18 protein-coding genes are annotated in these 20,142 nt (G+C 64.7%); 5 read left to right on the plus strand and 13 right to left on the minus strand.

Annotated features, from left to right (window positions below; all coding sequences use genetic code 11):
- Window positions 1-25: 25 nt before the first annotated feature.
- The 7 genes from LT988_RS01515 to LT988_RS01545 form a co-directional block, all read right to left on the minus strand.
- Complete coding sequence (locus tag LT988_RS01515; protein ID WP_232408515.1) at window positions 26-787, minus strand: DnaJ domain-containing protein; 762 nt, start codon at window positions 785-787, stop codon at window positions 26-28.
- A gap of 7 nt (window positions 788-794) precedes the next feature.
- Window positions 795-1,514, minus strand: a complete 720-nt coding sequence (locus tag LT988_RS01520; protein WP_232408516.1) for a vWA domain-containing protein — start codon at window positions 1,512-1,514, stop codon at window positions 795-797.
- 206 nt (window positions 1,515-1,720) lie between these two features.
- On the minus strand, window positions 1,721-3,694 hold the full coding sequence (locus LT988_RS01525; protein ID WP_232408517.1) for an ATP-dependent DNA helicase: 1,974 nt from the start codon (window positions 3,692-3,694) through the stop codon (window positions 1,721-1,723).
- Between the two features lie 41 nt (window positions 3,695-3,735).
- On the minus strand, window positions 3,736-4,662 hold the full coding sequence (locus LT988_RS01530) for a tetratricopeptide repeat protein (RefSeq protein WP_232408518.1): 927 nt from the start codon (window positions 4,660-4,662) through the stop codon (window positions 3,736-3,738).
- Window positions 4,662-6,986 carry a penicillin-binding protein 1B gene (mrcB, locus tag LT988_RS01535; RefSeq protein WP_232410666.1) on the minus strand — a complete coding sequence of 775 codons (2,325 nt, stop codon included), beginning with the start codon at window positions 6,984-6,986 and terminating at the stop codon, window positions 4,662-4,664. Before mrcB ends, LT988_RS01530 begins: the two co-directional genes overlap by 1 nt.
- Before the next feature lie 303 nt (window positions 6,987-7,289).
- Window positions 7,290-8,078, minus strand: coding sequence for an ABC transporter permease (locus LT988_RS01540; protein ID WP_232408519.1), 789 nt, complete (start codon window positions 8,076-8,078; stop codon window positions 7,290-7,292).
- A complete protein-coding gene (locus LT988_RS01545) occupies window positions 8,075-9,052 on the minus strand; it encodes an ABC transporter ATP-binding protein (protein WP_232408520.1) in 978 nt (325 codons plus the stop codon). The genes LT988_RS01540 and LT988_RS01545 overlap by 4 nt, the downstream gene beginning before the upstream one ends.
- A gap of 103 nt (window positions 9,053-9,155) precedes the next feature.
- On the opposite strand from LT988_RS01545, the gene LT988_RS01550 reads away from it, so the two are divergent.
- Window positions 9,156-9,917 (plus strand): TSUP family transporter, encoded by a 762-nt coding sequence (locus LT988_RS01550; protein ID WP_232408521.1) that lies wholly within the window; start codon window positions 9,156-9,158, stop codon window positions 9,915-9,917.
- On the opposite strand, the gene LT988_RS01555 is transcribed toward LT988_RS01550, so the two are convergent.
- On the minus strand, window positions 9,899-10,510 hold the full coding sequence (locus LT988_RS01555) for a hypothetical protein (protein WP_232408522.1): 612 nt from the start codon (window positions 10,508-10,510) through the stop codon (window positions 9,899-9,901). The two genes, LT988_RS01550 and LT988_RS01555, sit on opposite strands and share 19 nt — an antisense overlap.
- A 289-nt stretch (window positions 10,511-10,799) precedes the next feature.
- Here LT988_RS01555 and LT988_RS01560 point away from each other — a divergent pair, with 289 nt between their 5' ends.
- The 3 genes from LT988_RS01560 (at window position 10,800) to mutS (ending at window position 15,421) form a co-directional block, all read left to right on the plus strand.
- Window positions 10,800-11,549, plus strand: a complete 750-nt coding sequence (locus tag LT988_RS01560; RefSeq protein ID WP_232408523.1) for an MBL fold metallo-hydrolase — start codon at window positions 10,800-10,802, stop codon at window positions 11,547-11,549.
- 224 nt (window positions 11,550-11,773) lie between these two features.
- On the plus strand, window positions 11,774-12,601 hold the full coding sequence (locus LT988_RS01565) for a PD-(D/E)XK nuclease family protein (protein WP_232408524.1): 828 nt from the start codon (window positions 11,774-11,776) through the stop codon (window positions 12,599-12,601).
- A gap of 231 nt (window positions 12,602-12,832) precedes the next feature.
- Complete coding sequence (gene mutS, locus LT988_RS01570; RefSeq protein ID WP_232408525.1) at window positions 12,833-15,421, plus strand: DNA mismatch repair protein MutS; 2,589 nt, start codon at window positions 12,833-12,835, stop codon at window positions 15,419-15,421.
- A 50-nt stretch (window positions 15,422-15,471) separates the two neighbouring features.
- Here the strand turns inward: mutS and LT988_RS01575 are convergent, their stop codons facing one another.
- From LT988_RS01575 to LT988_RS01595, 5 genes are all read right to left on the minus strand, one after another.
- On the minus strand, window positions 15,472-16,260 hold the full coding sequence (locus LT988_RS01575; protein WP_232408526.1) for a PP2C family protein-serine/threonine phosphatase: 789 nt from the start codon (window positions 16,258-16,260) through the stop codon (window positions 15,472-15,474).
- 37 nt (window positions 16,261-16,297) lie between these two features.
- The gene (locus tag LT988_RS01580) at window positions 16,298-17,032 is read right to left on the minus strand and encodes a DsbC family protein (RefSeq protein ID WP_232408527.1); all 735 of its coding nucleotides are present in this window, start codon (window positions 17,030-17,032) and stop codon (window positions 16,298-16,300) included.
- 7 nt (window positions 17,033-17,039) lie between these two features.
- The gene (locus LT988_RS01585; protein WP_232408528.1) at window positions 17,040-17,522 is read right to left on the minus strand and encodes a YajQ family cyclic di-GMP-binding protein; all 483 of its coding nucleotides are present in this window, start codon (window positions 17,520-17,522) and stop codon (window positions 17,040-17,042) included.
- A 110-nt stretch (window positions 17,523-17,632) separates the two neighbouring features.
- The gene (xerD, locus tag LT988_RS01590; protein WP_232408529.1) at window positions 17,633-18,529 is read right to left on the minus strand and encodes a site-specific tyrosine recombinase XerD; all 897 of its coding nucleotides are present in this window, start codon (window positions 18,527-18,529) and stop codon (window positions 17,633-17,635) included.
- 182 nt (window positions 18,530-18,711) lie between these two features.
- Window positions 18,712-19,182: a methylated-DNA--[protein]-cysteine S-methyltransferase gene (locus LT988_RS01595; protein ID WP_232408530.1), complete on the minus strand. Its 471-nt coding sequence runs from the start codon at window positions 19,180-19,182 to the stop codon at window positions 18,712-18,714.
- Between the two features lie 451 nt (window positions 19,183-19,633).
- Here LT988_RS01595 and LT988_RS01600 point away from each other — a divergent pair, with 451 nt between their 5' ends.
- Entirely contained in the window at window positions 19,634-20,098 is a 465-nt protein-coding gene (locus tag LT988_RS01600) for a YcgN family cysteine cluster protein (protein WP_232408531.1), read from the plus strand.
- Window positions 20,099-20,142: the final 44 nt, after the last annotated feature.

The following is a 20,142-nucleotide window of genomic DNA, read 5'->3' on the forward strand; positions in this document are numbered from 1 at the left end:
CAACGCAAATAACACTCTGCGCGGTTTAGTCGCCCAGCAATAAGCGTTTGGCCTCGTTGATCTTCGCGGCCAGATAGTCCGACCCGCCGCGATCGGGATGCAGGCGTTGCATGAGCCGCCGATGGGCTGTGCGGATTGCATCGGCATCGGCGTCCGGCTCCAAACCGAGAATCGCCCATGCCTCGGTCTTCGTGAGACGCTCGCCGTGGGGCGGCGCACGACCGGTACGGCCGCTTCCTTCGTCGCTTGCGCGCCAGTCGGCCTCGCGCTCGCGATCGAGATAGGCCTCGAGCACCGCCGCCGACTGTGCATCGGCGTCGCGATAGAACTCAAGGATGCGAATCAGCTCGTCGAGCGTGAGATCCGACAGGCGGCGATCCTTGAAGGGGCCGTCGAGGACTTGGCCGTCCATCGTGCCGGTCCTGTGATCCAGGCTCATCGCGAGGAATTTCGTCCGAATGCTCGAGGCCTGAGCGCCGCCGCCGGCACCGGCTCCGCCGGGTCCAGCCAATCCACCCAGACCGAGACTGCGCAGCACCTGCTGGATGGCGGGGAAGAGCCGCACGACGGCGGCCGCACGCAGCACCAGCGGGATGGCCGCGCCGACGGCCGCGAAGATGGGGCTCAAACGTCCGGTCGCTGCGGCAAGGACCAACACGCCGATGATGCCCCAGAACGCAGCCTTGCGCAGAACCTGACCGACCCGGTGCGCAGGAGTAACGCGAAACCAGTGAAGAAACCACAGCACTGCGCCCAGGATTCCGAGCAGGATCAGCAAACGCGCCATGCGAACCTCAAGTCCTTTTCTTCGTCATTTGGTGGGTCAATTGGAGGACGGCTCCACCGTGGGTCTCGCCGTAGTGCGTCAGCGCAGCCCGACCACCGGCGGCATAGACGGCCACCGCGGCAAGCAAATCGTGAAGCGTCCGGGGGCTGCTCGAGTCGAACGGACACCAAGCGCCGCCACTCAAGCGAGCGATCTCGCGAAAGCTGCGCTCGGTCGCCGGATCGCGGCCTTCCTGAAACACGAATGCCGGCACGCCCGAGAGCCCGAGCCGTCCGGCCAGGTCGGCAAGACGATCGCGACTCTCCTCCATGCAGTCGCCGACGAACACCAGGGCATCGACGCGCCCTTTCTCGGCCTCGTCGAGGGCGTGTTTCAGGACACGACCGATCTGGGTCAGACCGGCCTCGCAGAAGACCCCGTTCATGCGTTTGAGCAATGCCTCCGAATCCTGGAGCCAAGGCGACGCCGAGAACTCCCGGAAGCCGCGATAGTAGCAGAGCTGAACCTCGAGTCCGCCCAGGTCGCGCGTCTCGATAAACATGCCGGACTGGATCTGCGCCGCCCGATCCCAGGTCGGCTCGCGGCTTGCCGTGGCGTCCATCGCGAAGATGAGCCGCCCGCGTGCGCCGGGCGGGCCGACACGCGGTGTCGCAGCGACCTGGCGCAGGAAGGCACTGACATCTTGGGCATTGGCGGGTGATTCGAGATCGGTTCGTTTCGAGGTCATCTGAGATCGTTTCCGTCGTCATGATCGCGGCGACACCCTCTCGCGCACCGCGAATCCCGAGCGTTCGACCGGTGCACCGGGCAAGCATTCCCGTGGGGGCGGTCCTGCCTGCTGCCCTCTGGTGGTTTCGGTCTATGGCGTCGTTGCGCCGTGAGCCGGTTCAGGGGAAATGCCGGCATCGTCGGCCTCGATCAAGCGTGCGGAGGTCAGACCGAGGCCTCCAGCGGCGCGACTTGCGCCGCATCGGCTCGGTCCGGCGCGTCATCGGGCTGCGGCACGGCCTCGAAAAAGGCCCTCACGTCGTCGATCGATCGGGTGCGGGCCATCGCCGGCAGGCTTTCCAGGAAGCGATGGCCGTAGGATCGCCCCAGAAGACGCGGGTCGCAAACCACCAGGACCCCGCGATCCTCGCCGTCGCGGATCAGACGCCCGGCGCCCTGCTTCAGCGCGATGACGGCCTGCGGAAGTTGATGGTCGTTGAAGGGATTGCCGCCGCGACGACGCACGGCGTCGATCCGCGCGGCGAGCACCGGATCGCCCGGGGAGGCGAAGGGCAAGCGGTCGATGAGCACGCACGACAGCGCATCGCCTCGGACGTCGACTCCTTCCCAGAAGCTTGATGTTCCCAACAGGACGGCGTTGCCGAGCGCACGGAACCGCTCCACCAGATCGGCCCGGGGTGCCGTACCCTGGACCAGGATCGGATAGGGGATCCGGCCTTCCAGACCCTCGGCCGTCTCGCGCAATGCGCGATAGCTCGTGAACAGCAGGAAGGCGCGCCCGCGGCTGTAGCCGATAACCTCGCAGGCCAGCTCGAGCAGGTGGCTGTTGTACGCCGGATCGGACGGCTGCGGCAGGCCCCGCGGGACGAACCAAAGCGCCTGCCTCGCGTAGTCGAAAGGACTGTCCCAGCGCTCGGTTTGCGCCTCCTCGATTCCGAGCTGGCGGGCGAAATGATCGAAGCGCTCACCCACGGCGAGCGTCGCCGAGGTGAAGACCCAGGCCGTTTGGGGTCTCCCCATCTGGGCACGGAAGGGTTCGGCCACCTCGAGCGGTGTCTCGTGCAGCCGAAACCCGCGTCCCTGTGTCTCGAACCAGCGCACGGCCTCGGGCGGCTCGACCGAGGTCAGGCGCTGCAAGGCGTCGCCGAGATCCACGGCCCGCCCCAGGCAGGCGTCCAGACCCTTGCCGCGACCCTCGACGGCCTTCAGACCCTCGGTGACGGATGTCAGACGCCGCACCAGGGTTTCCAGCGCCTTCAACACCTCGGGCGCGCCCGCGAGCTCGCTCCAGGGTCCGCGGCGATCGATCTCGCCGAGGCCCAGGCGCATGTCCTGAACGGCTCGACGCAGCGCCCCGAGACGCTTCGGCAGCTCGGGCATGTCCCCGGCCTCGCGACGATATTCGAGCTCGCTATCTCGGACCAGATCAAGCAATTGCCGAGCGCTGACGCGGACACCGAAGAAGCTGGTCGCCGTCTCGGGCAACTGATGCGCCTCGTCGAGCACGAAGCAGTCCGCACCGGGCAGGATCTCGCCGAAACCCTCGTCTTTGAGCGCCAGGTCGGCGCAGAAGAGATGGTGATTCACGACCACCAGATCCGCGCCTTGGGCCTCGCGGCGCGCGGCGACCAGATGGCAACCCTGCCAGTCCGGGCAGTCCTGGCCGAGACAGTTGTCGCTTGTCGAGGTCACGATCGGCCAGACCCGGGCGTCCTCGGGGATCGACAGCTCGGCGATATCGCCGCGTGTGGTCGACTTCGACCAGTCCTGAACCTGCTTGAGACCGCCGCGCGACTCGGGATCCAGGTGTGTGATGTCGTCGATGGCGAGCTTCAGGCGATGGCGACAAAGATAATTGGCGCGCCCTTTCAGCAGGGCGGCCCGCACCGGAACGCCGAGCGCGGCCGCCACGAGCGGCAGATCGCGATGAAAGAGCTGATCCTGGAGGTTGCGTGTGCCGGTCGAGATCAGCACCTTGCGTCCGGAGAGGATAGCCGGGACCAGATACGCAAAGGTCTTGCCGGTGCCGGTGCCAGCCTCGCAGATGAGTGTCCCGCCCTCCTCCATGAGGGCCGCGATCCGCTCGGCCATCGACTGTTGTTGTGCCCGGTGAGCGAAACCCGGCAGTCGCTCGGAGAGCCGACCGCGCGGACCGAAGATATCGCCGAGATCGGGCATGACAGAGGCGTGGGCGCCCTGAGCGAGCCGACTCGGGCCGCTCAGTTGCCGCTCGCGCGCTGCTCTGCCGCGGTCGCGCCGGCGATGTCCCCCGAGCGCCGCTTGGACTCCGCGATCACGCGCCAGTTGTCCTGCTTGATCAGCGGCGTATCGCCTGCGAGGTCGTTCGAGCGCGAGGCGAGATTGCCGGCCTGACCAGCCTGTCCCTGCTCCAAGCGAACCCGGGCAAGCCGGTTCCACAGATAGGCCTCGCGCGGCGCGATCCGCAAAGAACGCTCGAGCGAGGCCGCTGCACCCGCATAGTCACCCGCCTGGCGCTGTTGCTCGGCTTGACGGGCCAATGCGTCCGCTGCCGGCGGCAGACCCGGCGCTGCCAGCGCCGGTGCCGGCGGGACCGCGGCGACCTGGACCTCAGGAGCAGGCGGCGCGGCGGGCGGTTCGACGGCCGGCGCCGGGGCGGGCGGAGGCGGCGTGAGAGGCACCTCGGCACGAGCGGGCGCAGGTGGCGCCGGCGCCTTGGCCTCGGGCTTGGGCGGCGTCTGCGCGACCTTCGGCGCAGGTGGAGCAGGCGTGGGAGGCCTCGCTGCTGCGGGGGCGGACGCGGTGCCCGGGGCCGACCCGGCGGCTCGCGCCTGAGTCGGCGGCGGCGTGGCCTCTGGCGCCGACGGCGTCGGAGCCGCTGCTCGAACAGACCCTGTCGTTTCCCCTGCGGTCGCCGCCTTGGAACTTGGCTCTGGATCAGGCTCGGGTGCGGGCTCGGCGGCCGGATCCCGATACGCAAAGACCCTGGTCTGCTGTTTCTTCGGCGCTGCAGGCTTTTCGGGCTCGGGCGGCGCCGCGGGCTTCGGCGCCTCGACAACGGATCCGCGCGGAGTCACTTGGACCACGGGCGCGGCTTCCTCGCGTTGTGCGGTCGCACATGCAGTCAGAACAAGCCCTGCAATCAAGATGGTCGGCACTCTGGTCATCAGTTGTAGAAATCGCTCATGAAAAGATTCTTACTGGACGACGCCTTGGGCGCCGCCTTCGCTTCGACCGCGGGTTCCGGATCCGCCGCCGGCTTCGGCTCAGCCTGCGCGATGTCTTGCTCGTCCCCGCCTTCGCGGCCCGTCTTCTTCTTCTCGCCGCCGGTTCCCGCGGCCGGAGTCGTCCCGGCAACATACGGGGCCTGGTCGCGGCCGGCGAGAACGACACCGTCGGGCGGGACATCCGAGAGCGGCTCGTTGGGGATGGCGAGCATGAAATCGCCCCACACCCGCAAGGCGCCTGTGCCTCCGGCGAGCCCCATCGGCTGATAATCGTCCCTGCCGACCCAGACCACAGCTACCTTGTCCCCGCTGAATCCCGCAAACCAGCTGTCGCGCATGTCGTCGGTCGTACCCGTCTTGCCGGCCATCGTCATCCCTTTCGGAAGCTTCGCGCCGAGCCATCGAGCCGTACCGTGCGTGACCACACGCTGCATCGCCCAGGTCGTCAGATAGGCCGCCCGGGGATCGACAACGGCCTCGACGGCCAGCGGATAGCGGTTGAGCGGTCGACCGTTGGGATCCATGACCTCGCGAATGGCGCGCAGCGGTGCCCGGTATCCGCCTGCGGCGATCGTCTGATAGATCTGAGCGACCTCCAAGGGCGACAAGGAGACCGCACCGAGCAAGATCGCGGGGACTTTGCTGATACGTCGCTGGGCTCCGAGCCGATAGAGCGTCTCCGTCACCTCGGTGATGCCCAGACTCAAGCCAAGATTAACGGTCGCCAGATTGAGCGAGCTGCTGAGCGCACGATGCAACGGCACGGCCCCGTTGACGCGGTGGTCGTAGTTTTTGGGCGCCCAGATCTTGTCGCCGACCCGCATGCTGACCGGAGTGTCCTGAATACTGGTGGTCAACGAATAACGCTCGGGTTTGGACAAAGCAGCCAGATAAACGGCCGGCTTGACCAGCGACCCGATCGAGCGTACCGAGTCAAGTGCCCGGTTGAACCCGGCATAGCCGGCCTCGCGACCGCCGGCGAGCGCCAGCACCTCGCCCTGAGCGACCGATGTCACCACCGCAGCGGCTTCGAGCGAGCCGGCCTTCATGCGGCGCTTCTTTTCCAATTCGGCGAGACGCGCCGGGAGCGCCCTCTCGACCTCGGCCTGCACGGAAGGGTCCAGTGTCGTGAAGATGTTCAGTCCCTCGGACCTGAGATCTTCCTCGCGATAGTCGCGCTGCAACTGCCGCCGCACCAACGAGACGAAATTCGGATACTCCCCGACCGCCCGTCCGCCACCCTCGGCGACCCCGAGCGGAGCGGCCTTCGCAGCCTGCGCCTCCGCGGTGCTGATCACCCCGTCGCGGACCATGAGATCCAGCACCAGATTACGGCGCTTGAGGGCAGCCTGTGGATGGCGACGCGGATCCAAGCTCGACGGCGCCTGGACCAATCCGACCAGAAGAGCGGTTTCGGGGATCCCGAGCTCTTCGAGCGGCTTGTTGAAGAAGAAGTCGCTCGCTAGGCCGAAACCGTGAATGGCCCGGCTGCCGTCTTGGCCCAGGTAGATCTCGTTGGAATAAGCCTCGAGGATCTCGTCCTTGCTGTAGCGTCGCTCGAGCAGCAGGGCCATCAGTGCCTCGTTGATCTTGCGCTCGAAGGTCCGGTCCGCGCTGAGGTAGAAATTCTTGACCAGCTGTTGCGTGAGTGTACTCGCTCCCTCGACCACGCCTCCGGCGCGCAGGTTGCTGAAAGCCGCACGTGCGATCCCGCGCGGGTCCACCCCGAGATGCCGATAGAAGCTGCGATCTTCCACCGCAATCAGGGTGCGCACGAGCAGGTCCGGGATCTCCTTGCGACGCACCAGAACACGGTCTTCGTTGTGCGTCGGGTAGATGCTCGCGATCAACATCGGATCGAGCCGCACCAACGCAGGGGCGGGGGAGGAGCCGTCGGAGGCGTCGGCGAGCTCCGCCACCCGACCGTCGGCAAGGTTGACCTGCAAGGTCCGCCCGGGTTCCTCGCCATCCCAGAACCTAAAGGATCGCGTGCGGATGAGAAAGCGCTCCCCGTCTCGACTGTAGCTCCCGGGAGCGGCAGGGGTCTCGACACGCCGGTAATTCAGACGATCCAACTCGGCTTGAAGCTGATCGCCGAGAAGAGGCCGATCCGCGTAGATCTCGAGAGGGCGTGCATAGACACGTGCCGGAAGCGCCCAGCGTTGCCCCTCGAACTTTCCGCGCACGATCCGATCGAGATGGACGCTGTAAAGGGTGCCGGCGAGACCGACCCCGACGACGACCAACAGAGCCCAGCGGAACATGAGTCCGCCGAACCCGCGGCGTTTGCGCGCAGGTGCGGAACGTGGGCGTCGGGCCACCTCAGCGCCTCCGCTCGGGACGAGAGCCGATCACGAAAACCGCGCACGGCAGCGGGTCGTTCAACAACGAAGACGGTACGAAACGCGAGCCGGAAAACATCGAATGGCCGGTCCTTTTCTGGAAGTTTCAGGTGCTTATGGTCCCACTTGCTGCAGAAGGATACAACCTGCGCAGATCACGAGACGGGCCTGCGGGCGTACTTTCAAGCGGTTGGAGCCGAGGCCGCCGGAGCACGGGGCAGACGCTCAGGTCTTGATGCCGACCCCGCGACGCAGCAGATGCAAGCTGAACACGCACAGCACCAGGATGAAGATCGCAATGATCCCGAACGCAATACCCACGGGGATGTCGCTGACCCCCTGTAGTCCGTAGCGGAAGGCGTTGACCATGTAGAGGACCGGATTGGCGAGAGACACGCCTTGCCAAAACCCCGGCAGCAGCTCGATCGAGTAGAACACCCCGCCCAGGTAGGTCAGCGGCGTCAACACGAAGGTCGGCACGATCGAGATGTCGTCGAAGCTGTTGGCATAGATAGCGTTGATGAAGCCTCCCAGCGCGAAGAGCACCGCCGTCATCGTAATCACCAGCACGGTCACCGCAAGGCTGTGAATGTGGATCTCGGTGAAGATCATGGCGACCAGCATGACGGCCAGCCCGACCACCAAGCCACGGGCGACACCGCCGGCCACATAGCCCGCCAGGATCACCCAATTCGGCGCCGGAGAGACGAGAAGCTCCTCGATGTAGCGGGAGAACTTGCTGCTGTAGAAGGACGACACGACATTGGAATAGGCGTTGGTAATGACGCCCATCAAAACCAGACCCGGTACGATGAAGTCGAGATAGTCCAATCCGCCCATGGTGCCGATCCGATCGCCGATCAGGCGCCCGAAGATCACGAAGTAGAGCGTGGTCGTGATGACCGAAGGCAGAATTGTCTGGACCCAGATCCGGGTAAACCTCAGGATCTCCTTGACGAAGATTGTTTGGAAGCTGATCCAGTAGCGATACCAGCCCACACCCTGCCTGCTCAAGCAATCACCTCGCGCCCGGCATCGGGCGCGGACGCCGCATCCGAGCTCGACCATCCGGCGCCGCCACGGCGGTCGACCATCTCCAGAAAGAGCCGCTCGAGGCGATTCTGCTTGTTGCGCAGGCTGATCACCTCGATGCCGTTACGCGATAGGGCCTCGAATAAACCGTTGATGGTATGCTCGCGGCTCATCTCGACCTCCAGCGTGCAGTCGTCGAGGTGCTGGAGCACGAAACCGCCGAGTTGAGGCAGCTCGGAGAGCCGGCCCTTGAGGTTCAAGACGAAGGTCTCGGTATGGAGCCGGTTGAGCAACGCGAGGATGCTGGTGCGCTCCGCAATCTCGCCGTGGTTGATGATGGCAATATTGCGGCAGAGACTCTCCGCCTCTTCGAGATAGTGGGTCGTGAGAATGATGGTCGTCCCGCCGGCGTTGAGCTCGCGCAGGAAGGTCCACATCGAGCGTCGGATCTCGATATCCACGCCCGCCGTCGGCTCGTCGAGGATGAGCAGCCGCGGCTCGTGCACCAATGCCCGCGCGATCATCAGGCGCCGCTTCAGACCGCCGGAGAGCTTGCGCATCTCGGTGTCGCGCCGGTCCCATAGATCGAGCTGCTTGAGATATCGCTCGGCACGCACGCGAGCCTCGCGTCGCGGGATGCCGTAGTAGCCGGCCTGATTGACCACCACCTCCACGACGGGCAGGAAGAGATTGAAGTTGAACTCCTGCGGCACGAGGCCGATGAATGACTTGACCAGCTCAGGCGTGCGATCCTGATCCTCGCCGAAGACGCTCACGCTGCCGCCGGTCTTGTTCACCAAAGAGGCGAGGATGCCGATGAAGGTCGACTTGCCTGCCCCGTTCGGTCCCAGCAGGGCGAAGAAATCCCCCTCCTCGACCGTCAGGTCGATTCCCTTCAGGGCTTGGAAACCGCCTTTGTAGGTCTTGGTCAGCTGCTGTACGTCGAGTGCGGGCATCGTGTTGTCGGCTCGGGTCGTCGGTATCGGAACCTGAATGAAGGGGCGCAGATTGTAACCAGGCTATTGGATTTCAACCTGAACGGCGAGGACGCAGACCCGAGTGGATTCCCCCGAGATTGCCTTGATCCTGTTCGGCCTCGCGCTGCTCGCAGGCTTTGTCGATGCCATCGCCGGCGGCGGCGGACTCATCACCATCCCTGCCCTGCTCTGGGCCGGTCTGAGCCCGGTCGAAAGCCTGGCGACCAACAAGGCGCAAGCGGTGTTCGGCAGCGGCAGTGCAACCATCCACTTCATGCGCAAGGGCATGATCGAGCCGCGCAGCGCGGCCTTCGCGGTAGCATGCACCTTCGTCGGCGCCGCGCTCGGCGCGATCCTGGTTCAGCAGATCGACAGCGCCGCGCTGCAGCGCCTCATCCCGATCCTGCTGGTCGGGTTCGCGCTCTACTTTCTCTTCTCGCCGCGGGTCTCGGATCTGGACTCGCACCAGCGGCTTTCGACGCCGGCCTTCGCCTTGACGGTGGGAACCGGCGTCGGCCTCTACGATGGTTTTTTCGGCCCCGGCACCGGGACCTTCTTCGCGATGGGGTATGTCGCGCTGCTCGGCTACAACATGCGCCGCGCCACGGCTCACACCAAACTGCTCAATTTCACAAGCAACTTGACTGCGTTGATCTTTTTCATGGTCGGCGGACACGTTGTCTGGATCGTCGCCGCCTCGATGGCGGTCGGCCAACTCCTCGGCGCTTGGTTGGGCTCGCATCTGGTACTCAAGCACGGCGCCGTCCTGGTGCGACCTATCCTGGTCGTGTCGTCGGTCCTGATCTCCGCCAAGCTCCTGTTGGATCAATTCAACGGGGCCTGATTGGGGACGCGGGCGGCGGCCTGTCGAGCGATCGCCGCGCGGGAAAGCCAGAGCAAGGCCGGGTCGTCCTCACGCGCGAGCTCGCCGTCGCGCATGATCAGCAAACCGTCCGGCACCGTCCAGGTCGCGACCCCGTCGCCGGTCATGTCGCTCGCCCGCGAGGTCGGCGGATCATCGGACCGACCGACACGCCCATCCACCCAGTTGCGCACCAGCGGATGGTAGATCCGGCGGTAAGAGACCTTGACCGCGCGGAGCCCGTCGCCGACCAGAAACAGCGTCACGGAGGATGCCGGCATCCCGTTGAAGGCACCGATCTCTGCGGCGCAGAGACGGTCGCCGAAGGGATTCGCCCCGTCGGCACACTGAAACGCGAGTTTCGGGAAAGTCTCGCGGATCTGCGCCTCGGTCAGAGCACTGGTGAAGGCATCCAAGCCCGCATTCAGATCTGGCTTGCCGAGGAGGAACATCAGGGCCAGATCGGTACGCCGTTGACCGTCTTCGGTGAAGGCCAACCAGTAAAAAGGGCCGAAGACGAGCGCCAGCATGAGGAGCGTCTTGTAGAGCCGGGGAAGCTTGAGATCATTTCGCATGGCGGCATTCTAACGAGAAGTGCGGACCGAGACCCAACAACCTTCGTTTGGCTCTCGGATCCGGGTTCAACGCAGGGGACCGTGCCGGCAGCGACTGGCCGGGGCCTCACATTCGCAGGAACGCGACCGATACGGTGCCAGGCTTTCCGGACTCGCCGCGACATGTGGACTTCTCCAGCAGCGGATCGTCGATGTCGGAATCGGCGGCCAAGAACGCGGCCGACTCGGCGACCGCAGGACACCGATACCCTACGCCTTTCGCAAAGGTTACTCTCGACGGAGGATTAAGATGTTGTTCAAACAGTTGTTCGAGCCGGTTTCAAGCACCTACACCTATCTGCTCGGCTGCGAGGAGACGCGAGAGGCGATTCTGATCGACCCCGTGCTGCCCACCTGGCAGCGCGACCTGACCGAGATCTCCAAGCTCGGATTGAAGCTGGTCTACACGCTCGATACGCACGTCCACGCCGATCACATCACCTCCGCACGCACGCTCAAGCGCGAAGCGGGCAGCCGGATCGCACATCCCGCAATCGACGCTCTCACCTGCGTCGATGTGCCGATCGAGGAAGGGACACCGCTCGCGGTCGGCAGTCTACGTATCGACCCTCTCTTCACACCCGGTCATACCGACGGACATCACGCTTACCGGATCGGTGAGCGGATCCTCACGGGCGATGCACTGCTGATTGACGCCTGCGGTCGCACCGATTTCCAAAGCGGCGACCCGACCGCCTTGTATCACAGTGTGGCCGGCAAGCTCTTCTCGTTGCCCGAAGAGACGCTGGTCTATCCCGGCCACGACTACGAGGGACGCTGGGTCTCGAGCATCGCGCAGGAGAAGACCCGCAACCCGCGGCTCGGCGGCAACCGCTCACTCAAGTCCTTCGTCGAGCTGATGAACGGGCTGAATCTCGCCTACCCGAAGTTCATCGACTATGCGGTGCCCGGCAACCGGGAATGCGGCGTCTGTCCGCCCGGAGTGCCGGACAACTTAAGCCAATATTGCGACCAGATCGGGGAAAGCAGGCAGGGCTGAGTGCCCCTCGACGCGTACTGCAGGCAAGCGGCTGCGCGAAGTCCGCGAGACCGCCTGGTGTTGGAGACGACACACCCCCCAGCGCTTCGTCGTCTCGCAGGACCCAGGCAGAGAAAGGGCATAGCACCCGGCGACCCAACGGGGGCAGAGGTCGGAGCCTGACAACCGAACACGGGGCTCTGGTAGACTCAGGAAGGTACCACAGTCGCTCTTCGCCATCGGACATGACCACGGAATCCCTAAAAGAAACCATCAAGCGAGAGCTGCCGACCTGGCTGCGCGAAGATCCCGCGTTCCGGACCTATGTCCTCGAATTGACACGAAACGAGTACGCCGACCGAAGAGAGACCGGAGATCGATTCTACGAGCTGCTTGGCGAGCTACGTCGAGACCGCGAGAAGCAGGAGCGGAAGTGGGAAGCGAACCAGGCCGAGCTTGAGCGCATGCACGAGGAGCAAGCGCAAGAATGGGAGCAGCAGAACCGCCGTTGGGACGAAAACCAAGCCGAGTGGCGCCGGCTTTGGGACGAGAACCGAGCGGAGCAGAGTCGTCTTTGGGAGGAGAGCCGCGCGGACAGCAATCGCCGCTGGGACGAGAACCAGGAAGAGCTGAAGCGCCTGCATAACGAGGTCATGGCGCAGGCGCAGAAATTCGATCGCGGCATCGGTGCGCTCGTCTCGAGTTGGGGGCTCCAATCGGAGAAGGCGTTCCGCGATGCCCTGGCCGCTATCCTGGAACAGAGCTTCGACGTGCAGGTGGTCAACGTCACCGACTACGACGACTCGGGCGAGGTTTTCGGCCGTCCGGACCAGATCGAGCTGGATGTCATTATCAAGAACGGCCTGCTGCTGATCTGCGAGCTGAAGTCCTCGATCGACAAGGCCGGCCTGTACATCTTCGAGCGCAAGGCGCGTTTCTACGAGCGGCGCCACGAGCGCAAGGCCGATCGCCTGATCGTCATCTCGCCGATGATCGACGCCAGAGCCCGTAAGGTCGGCGAGCGGCTCGAGATCGAGATGTATGGGGACTCGACCGAGGTCGAGGCCTTCTGAACCGCGTCTCCCGGCCATCCGGGATCTTGTTTGCGACGGCATGCGTCGCCGGATATCAAGCGCGCGGTGCCGGACGCGGTTCAGGAATTGAAAAGCATTGGGTCCTGAAGATGCGTCGATCCGGACTCGATCCGGCACCGGCATCATCGAGCGCGCGAGCGAATCCTGCTCGTTCCGTGCGGTCCTCGCGGTACGCCCTCCATCGACTCACACTTCAGCGTCTTGCAGGCCATGGATAAACCAGATCAGAGTGCACACACCCCGGTGATGCAGCAGTACCTCCGCCTCAAGGCGGAGTATCCGGACATGCTGCTCTTCTATCGGATGGGCGATTTCTATGAGCTGTTCTTTGAGGACGCCGAGCGCGCCGCGCGGCTGCTGGACATCACCCTGACCAAGCGAGGGCAGTCGGCGGGTCGGCCGATCCCGATGGCGGGCGTACCCTACCACGCCGCCGAGGCCTATCTGGCGCGCCTGGTCCGCAAGGGTGTCTCCGTGGCGATCTGCGAGCAGATCGGTGACCCGGCCAAGAGCAAGGGCCCGGTCGAGCGTAAGGTGGTACGCCTGGTCACCCCGGGGACCCTGACCGACGAGGCCTTGCTCGACGATCGGCGCGAGAACCTGCTGACGGCGATCGCCGAAGGGCGTGACAACTATGGCCTGGCGTTTTCGGAACTGTCGAGCGGGCGGTTCTCGGTCCTGGAAGTGGCCACCCGCGAGGCTTTGGCGAGCGAACTGGAGCGCTTGAAGCCGGCCGAGGTCTTGGTCGGAGAGGACAGCCGGCTACCCGAGTTGCTGCGCATCGACCGAGGTGTCACCCGCCGCCCGAGCTGGCACTTCGACCGCGACACCGGCGAACGTCTACTCTGCGATCAGTTCGGCACCCGCGATCTGAACGGCTTCGGCTGCACGGGGCTGGATCTCGCCATCGGCGCCGCGGGTTGTCTGCTGCAATATGTCCGCGACACCCAGTTCGCCGCCCTACCCCATCTGCGCGGGCTCACCACCGAGCAGCGCGACGAGGCCCTGATCCTGGACGCCGCGACCCGTCGCAACCTGGAGATCACCGAGAGTCTCGGCGGACGGCCCGAGCACACGCTGGCCGGCGTGCTCGATCGGACCGCGACTGCGATGGGCAGCCGTCTGCTGCGACGCTGGCTCGGTAGGCCTTTGCGCTCGCGATCGGACGTGCAGTCGCGTCATGCCGCGATCGGCACCTTGATCGACACGGGCGTCCAAACCGACTTGCAGACGGTCCTCGCCGGGATCGGGGATCTCGAGCGCATCCTCTCGCGTATCGCACTGCGCTCGGCGCGTCCGCGGGATCTGGCCGCGCTGCGCGATGCCCTGGCCGTGCTGCCGGATCTGCGTGCACCGCTCGACGGCTGCGACGATCCGCTGCTTCTGACTCTCGCCGAGGCGATCGGCACCCACCCCGAGGTGCTGGATCTGCTTCGGCGCGCAATCATCACCCAACCCCCCATGCTGATCCGAGACGGCGGCGTCATCGCATCCGGCCTCGACCCGGAGCTCGATCGGCTGCGTGAGCTCTCGAGCAACGCGGACCGTTTTCTACTCGACCTGGAGACCCGCGAGCGCGAGCGCACCGGAATCTCCGGGCTGAAGGTCGGCTACAACCGCGTCCACGGCTATTTCATCGAGCTCGGTCGCAGTCAGGCCGATCAGGTCCCGGAGGACTACATCCGCCGCCAGACGCTCAAAGGCGTCGAGCGCTATGTCACGCCCGAGCTCAAACGCTTCGAGGACGAGGTGCTGAGCAGCCGAGAGCGCGCACTGGCCCGCGAGAAGGCACTCTACGAGGATTTGCTAGGCACCCTCGCCGGGTCGCTCGCGCCCCTGCAAGCGAGCGCCGAGGCTATCGCGACGCTGGACGTGCTGGCGAATCTGGCCGAGCGCGCGCGGGCACTGGACTGGACCCGTCCGCGCCTGACCGACGAGGCGATCATCGAGATCGAAGACGGACGTCATCCCGTGGTGGAGACGGTCCTCGACGACCCCTTCATCGCCAACGGACTGCGTCTGGATCGCCGCCGTCGCATGCTGGTCATCACCGGGCCCAACATGGGCGGTAAATCCACCTATATGCGCCAGAATGCCCTGATCGTGCTGCTCGCCTTTAGCGGGAGCTACGTCCCGGCGCGCACCGCGTCCATCGGCCCAATCGACCGCATCTTCTCGCGCATCGGCGCCTCCGACGACCTCGCCGGCGGACGCTCGACCTTCATGGTGGAGATGGAAGAAACGGCCAACATCCTCAACAATGCGACCGCCCAGAGTCTGGTCTTAATGGACGAGGTCGGGCGCGGCACCAGCACCTTCGACGGGCTTTCGCTCGCTTGGTCGTGCGCTGTGGAGTTGGCCACGCGCATCGGTGCCTACGGTCTCTTCGCAACCCACTATTTCGAGCTGACGACATTGCCCGAGGAATATCCGGGTATCGCCAACGTCCACCTCGACGCGGTGGAGCACGGTGCCCGCATCGTCTTCATGCACGCCCTACGCGAGGGCCCGGCCAATCAGAGCTACGGCCTGGCGGTCGCCGCACTCGCGGGCGTCCCGACCCCGGTGATCGCGCGTGCACGCGTACGATTGCGCGAGCTGGAAGCCGGCGCGCGACGCCATGCGGAGCGCGATGCCGTGCAGCTCTCGCTCTTCCCGCCCGATCCCGAGCCCGCCGCGCCGCATCCGCTTTTGGAGGTTATGGAGACCATCGAGCCGGACAGCTTGACGCCTCGAGCAGCCTTGGATCTGCTGTATCGCCTGAAGGATCTCTCGGCCGATCGTCCATCTGTCGCTTGACCGCCGTGGATGTCAGGGTTCGGCCCACTCCTCGCAACCGAAGCCGTGCATTAGGCGCCATCAAGCGACGGAGCGCCGACCCGCAGCAGCGCCAAGGTGATGTTGTCGTTGCCGCCACGCTCGTTGGCGAGACGCACAAGCGCCTCTGCAGCAGGCTCGAGATCGTTCCCGAAGCTCGCGGTCAGCACTTGACACAGCCAGTCTTCCGGGACCATGCCCGTTAGACCGTCCGTACAAAACAAAAAGATGTCGCCGAGCGCGAGATCGGAGACCCCGCAGGAGACCTTGACCTTGGGCGACGACCCGAGTGCTCGGGTCAGGATGTTCGCCCCGATGCCGTAACGGCGGGCGTCCTCGCGCGTGCTGAAGAATCCTTGATCGACCACCTCTTGGATGAAGGAGTGGTCCCGCGAAAGCTGCTCCAATCGCCCGTTGCGCAGCCGATACAGTCGCGAGTCACCCACGTAGCCGAAGGCTAGCCAATCTTCCCCGACGGCCCCCACAACCACGGTTGTCCCCATCCCGGAGAGATCCGGCTCGGCTTTGCTCAGCGTCCAAATGGCGACATTGGCGTCCTGGATCGCCGTCTCGACGAACCCCTTCGCCGCGTCCGGATGCAGTCGGTAGGCCATCTGCTCTCGAAAACGCGTGGCGATGAGGTCCGTCGCCAAGGCGCTTGCGACCTCGCCGGCCTGAGCGCCGCCGATACCGTCCGCCACAATCAAGAAGCCGAGCTCAGGGTCGACGGCCACGGCATCCTCGTTACCCGAACGCACGCGACCGCGGTCGGTTCGCCAGGCATATTCGAAGGTGAGAGCGGTCGTAAGGGCGCCACTCATCGCTTCAGCATCATGGCCAGCGCTCGACGTTCGAGGCTCAGGATCCAGGCGCGCCGTTGAGCTGGGCCGCCAGACGCTTGGGCTCCACATAGCCCGGAATCAACTCGCCGGTTTCGGTGAGGATGGCCGGGGTGCCGCGCAGACCGAGCTCCGCGCCAAGCGCCATGTGCGCGTCGACTGGGTTCTCGCAGGTCTTATCCGGGATCGGCTTACCAGCCTTCGCGTCGGTCATGGCCGTGCGCTGGGCGGCGGCATCCCCGGCACACCAGACCGATACCGCCTCGGTATAAGCGGGACTGCCCTGGCCCGCGCGGGGATAGAAGAGATAACGGACACGAATCCCTTCTTTGAGGTAGTCGTCGATCTGGCTATGCAGTTTGCGGCAGTACCCGCACTCGATGTCGGTGAAGACGGTCACCGTGTGCTTGGCGTCCTCCGGCTCGAAGACGACCATCTTGGACTCCCCAACGCCATCGACCAAGTCCTTACGGACCGTTGCCAGACGCGGCTCTGTCAGATCCTCGCGCGTCTTCAGATCGACGATTCGTCCGTCGACGAAATAACGACCGTCGGCGGTGACGTACATCAACTGAGTGCCGACCATGACCTCGTAGAGCCCCTGCACGGGGGAAGCCGTCACGCTGTCGATTTCAATGCCTGGAACGATCTTGCCCAACGCCTCGCGAATGGTCTTCTCGGGTGACGCCCACGCGGACTGCGCGGCGAGCATCAGGGCGGCTAGGGCGAGCGCGGAAACTCTGGCTTTGGTCATTGGATACTTAATCTCTGAAGTTGGTGAACTGGATCGGCAGACCCCAGTCTTCATCGCGCAGTAGCGCGATTGCTTCCTGGAGGTCGTCACGCTTTTTTCCGGAGACACGGACCTGGTCCCCCTGGATCTGAGCCTGCACCTTGGTCTTGCTCGCCTTGATGGCCTTGACCATGCGCTTGGCGGTCTCGCTGTCGACACCCTGTTTGAGGGCGATCTCCTGCCGGGCCGCGCTGAGATTAGAGACCGGGTCGCCGGGGTCGAGCGACGAGAGGTCGATTTTCCGTTTGACCAGTTTCTGCCGAAGGATATCCATCATCTGCTGCAGGTGAAATTCCTGCTCGCCGATCATGAGGATCTTCCCGTCGCTCAGCTCGAAGCTCGCCTTTACACCCTTGAAGTCGAACCGGGTGTCGATCTCGCGGTTGGCCTGGTCGACCGCGTTGCGGACCTCCTGCAGGTCGATTTCCGAGACGATGTCGAACGATGGCATAGGCTTTCTCACTCCGCACGCAAATCACCGAAGACGGCCATTGTGCGAGAAATCCCGCCAAAAGCGAACCGCCGCGCATCATCCGCCCCGGTTCCATCCGCAATCCATACTCACCCCCGCGGATGGTGGCGTGCGTGGAGTTGCTTCAAACGCTCACGCGCAACATGGGTGTAGATCTGCGTGGTTGAAAGGTCGCTGTGGCCCAGGAGCATCTGCACGACGCGCAAATCCGCGCCATGATTGAGCAGATGGGTGGCGAAGGCATGGCGCAACGTGTGGGGCGAGAGGGGTTTGAAGACGCCCGCCTCCAGCGCATAGCGCTTGATCAGCAGCCAGAACGCCTGGCGCGTCATGCAGTCGCTGCGGCAGGTTGGAAAGAGATAATCGGTCACGCGACCGCCGAGCAGCTCGGCGCGCGGTCCGCGCAGATAGTCGAGCAACCAGGATGTCGCCTCCTCGCCGAGCGGCACGAGCCGTTCCTTGTCCCCCTTGCCGACGATCCGCACGACGCCCTGCGTCAAACCGACCTGCCCGGTCGTCAGGGTCACCAGCTCGGTGACCCGCAGACCGCTCGCGTAGAGCACCTCGAGCATGGTGCGATCCCGGTGACCCCGCGCATCGGCGGTATCCGGCGCGCCGAGCAGGGCCTCCACCTCGAGCTCGCTCAAGCTCTTCGGCAGAGGTCGACCGAGCTTCGGCGCCTCGACACGGGCGCTCGGATCGTCGCGGATCACGCCGCGACGCAGCAGATACTGATAGAACTGGCGTAGACAGGACAACAGACGCGCACTCGAGCGCGGCTTGCGGCCCTCCTGCGAGAGAACGACCAGATAATCCAGCAAATCCAGTCGCTGCGCCTCGATTAGCGAGCGTCCACGCTCGCGTGCGACCCAGGCGGCGAAGGCACGCAGATCCGACTGATAGGCCGCCAGCGTATTCGGACTCAGACCCCGCTCGAGCCAGAGCGCATCGGCGAAACCCTCGATGACCCCCAAATCGACGGGCATCAACACGCGTCTCCCGCGCCGCGCGAGGGCATAGGCCCGGACCGCCCTTGCAGCTGCCCACCACCACCCGAGCGGACGCGCTTGAATTGATTGACTTCTTTTCGCTTTTTCATCTAAACCGCGTCGGGCATAAGGCTTCCAGGCTCCTCCGCGACTTGCTCCAACGCAAGCCCATATTTGGACTACGGACGCGGTTTACGGGATTCGTGGCCAAGCAGCCAGCGTTTGACTGCGAGCTTGCGTCCGTTCGTGTCTCCCGAGAAACCGCCGAGGCCGTCGACGGCGACCACCCGATGGCAGGGCACCACGATTGGACAGGGGTTGGCACGACAGGCTTGTCCGACTGCGCGTGGGCCGCTCCCGAGTCGCCGCGCGATCTCCCCGTACGTTCGGGTCTCGCCCGCCGGAATCCGACGCAGCTCGGCCCAGACCCGTTGTTGGAAATCGGTGCCGACCAGCGAGACCGGGAGATCGAACCCGGTCGACGCCTGCTCGAAATAGGCTCTAAGCTGCAGCCGAATGGCCGACGGCATACCTTCCGCCCCCAGGTGTGCATGCGTAGCCGGCGGGTCCAGATCGACGCCGGTCAATGTCTCGCCGTCCCAGTGGATAGCGATCCGGCCAATAGGGGTATCGATCCGAGTCTGCGGCATGAGGTCTTCCTCCAATGGTGTGCCGGAATCCGCTCTTCGGCCGAGGCAACGTCGGATTCATCTTAGCCCGCACCGCTGCGCCGGAAAAGGCAGCGACACCCTGTGGATAAGTCTGTGGTCAAGTGGTGTGGTGTAGAATGAGAGCAGTCCCATGTCACTGTTTTTTCGAAACTCACCGACCGAATGTAAGCGTTTGATAATAACAAAAACAACGGATTAAACGTTTTCCCGGCAGATGACCGAGCGGGCTCGCATCTCCCGAGTGACCCTTCGGGCGACGCTTGGCCGTGTGCATAACGTCTCTTCGGCTCGATCCGGGGTTCGCGAAAAGTCAAGCCCCGACCGGCGAACACCGGTCCGAGATCCGATCGACGACTCGCTCGATGCGGGTGCATCGACCGTTCGGATCGGTCAAGATAGCCAAAATGAGTGAGCTGTGGACATGCCCGACATGAGCGAACCCGATCAAGGCCCCGTTGAGGGAATGGAGAGATTCTGGGAAACGACCCCGCTCGCTGCCATGACACCCGAGCAATGGGAGTCGCTCTGCGACGGCTGCGCGAAATGCTGTCTCGAAAAGTTCGAGGAAGAGGAGACCGGTGACATCATCTATTCGCGCGTCGCCTGCGCGCTTCTGGATCTCGACACCTGCAGGTGCGGCGACTACGCCAATCGAGCGCGGCGTATGCCCGATTGCGTCACCCTAACGCCTGCTGCACTGGCCTACTCGCGGTGGCTTCCCGAAACCTGCGCCTACCGGCTGTTGGCCGAGAGCAAGCCGTTGCCGACCTGGCATCCGCTGATCACCGGCGATCGGAATTCCGTCTTGGAAGCCGGGCAGAGCCTGTACGGGCGAGCCATCAAGCCGGGGCCCAAGACAGATCCGCTGATGCACCTGATCGACTGGATCCGCTGATCCTGGATCCGGTGAGCCTGGACGCCGCGTTGTCGTGGGTCATG

Origin of the sequence: Thiocapsa bogorovii (assembly GCF_021228795.1) — a bacterium.
Taxonomy (GTDB): domain Bacteria; phylum Pseudomonadota; class Gammaproteobacteria; order Chromatiales; family Chromatiaceae; genus Thiocapsa; species Thiocapsa bogorovii.

Bases quoted from the DNA above. Each gene is read 5' to 3' on its own strand.
- LT988_RS01515 (WP_232408515.1), bottom strand. From the start codon at position 787: ATGGCGCGTTTGCTGATCCTGCTCGGAATCCTGGGCGCAGTGCTGTGG.
- LT988_RS01520 (WP_232408516.1), bottom strand. From the start codon at position 1,514: ATGACCTCGAAACGAACCGATCTCGAATCACCCGCCAATGCCCAAGAT.
- LT988_RS01525 (WP_232408517.1), bottom strand. From the start codon at position 3,694: ATGCCCGATCTCGGCGATATCTTCGGTCCGCGCGGTCGGCTCTCCGAG.
- LT988_RS01530 (WP_232408518.1), bottom strand. From the start codon at position 4,662: ATGACCAGAGTGCCGACCATCTTGATTGCAGGGCTTGTTCTGACTGCA.
- mrcB (WP_232410666.1), bottom strand. From the start codon at position 6,986: ATGTTCCGCTGGGCTCTGTTGGTCGTCGTCGGGGTCGGTCTCGCCGGC.
- LT988_RS01545 (WP_232408520.1), bottom strand. From the start codon at position 9,052: ATGCCCGCACTCGACGTACAGCAGCTGACCAAGACCTACAAAGGCGGT.
- LT988_RS01555 (WP_232408522.1), bottom strand. From the start codon at position 10,510: ATGCGAAATGATCTCAAGCTTCCCCGGCTCTACAAGACGCTCCTCATG.
- LT988_RS01560 (WP_232408523.1), top strand. From the start codon at position 10,800: ATGTTGTTCAAACAGTTGTTCGAGCCGGTTTCAAGCACCTACACCTAT.
- LT988_RS01565 (WP_232408524.1), top strand. From the start codon at position 11,774: ATGACCACGGAATCCCTAAAAGAAACCATCAAGCGAGAGCTGCCGACC.
- mutS (WP_232408525.1), top strand. From the start codon at position 12,833: ATGGATAAACCAGATCAGAGTGCACACACCCCGGTGATGCAGCAGTAC.
- LT988_RS01575 (WP_232408526.1), bottom strand. From the start codon at position 16,260: ATGAGTGGCGCCCTTACGACCGCTCTCACCTTCGAATATGCCTGGCGA.
- LT988_RS01580 (WP_232408527.1), bottom strand. From the start codon at position 17,032: ATGACCAAAGCCAGAGTTTCCGCGCTCGCCCTAGCCGCCCTGATGCTC.
- LT988_RS01585 (WP_232408528.1), bottom strand. From the start codon at position 17,522: ATGCCATCGTTCGACATCGTCTCGGAAATCGACCTGCAGGAGGTCCGC.
- xerD (WP_232408529.1), bottom strand. From the start codon at position 18,529: ATGCCCGTCGATTTGGGGGTCATCGAGGGTTTCGCCGATGCGCTCTGG.
- LT988_RS01595 (WP_232408530.1), bottom strand. From the start codon at position 19,182: ATGCCGCAGACTCGGATCGATACCCCTATTGGCCGGATCGCTATCCAC.
- LT988_RS01600 (WP_232408531.1), top strand. From the start codon at position 19,634: ATGAGCGAACCCGATCAAGGCCCCGTTGAGGGAATGGAGAGATTCTGG.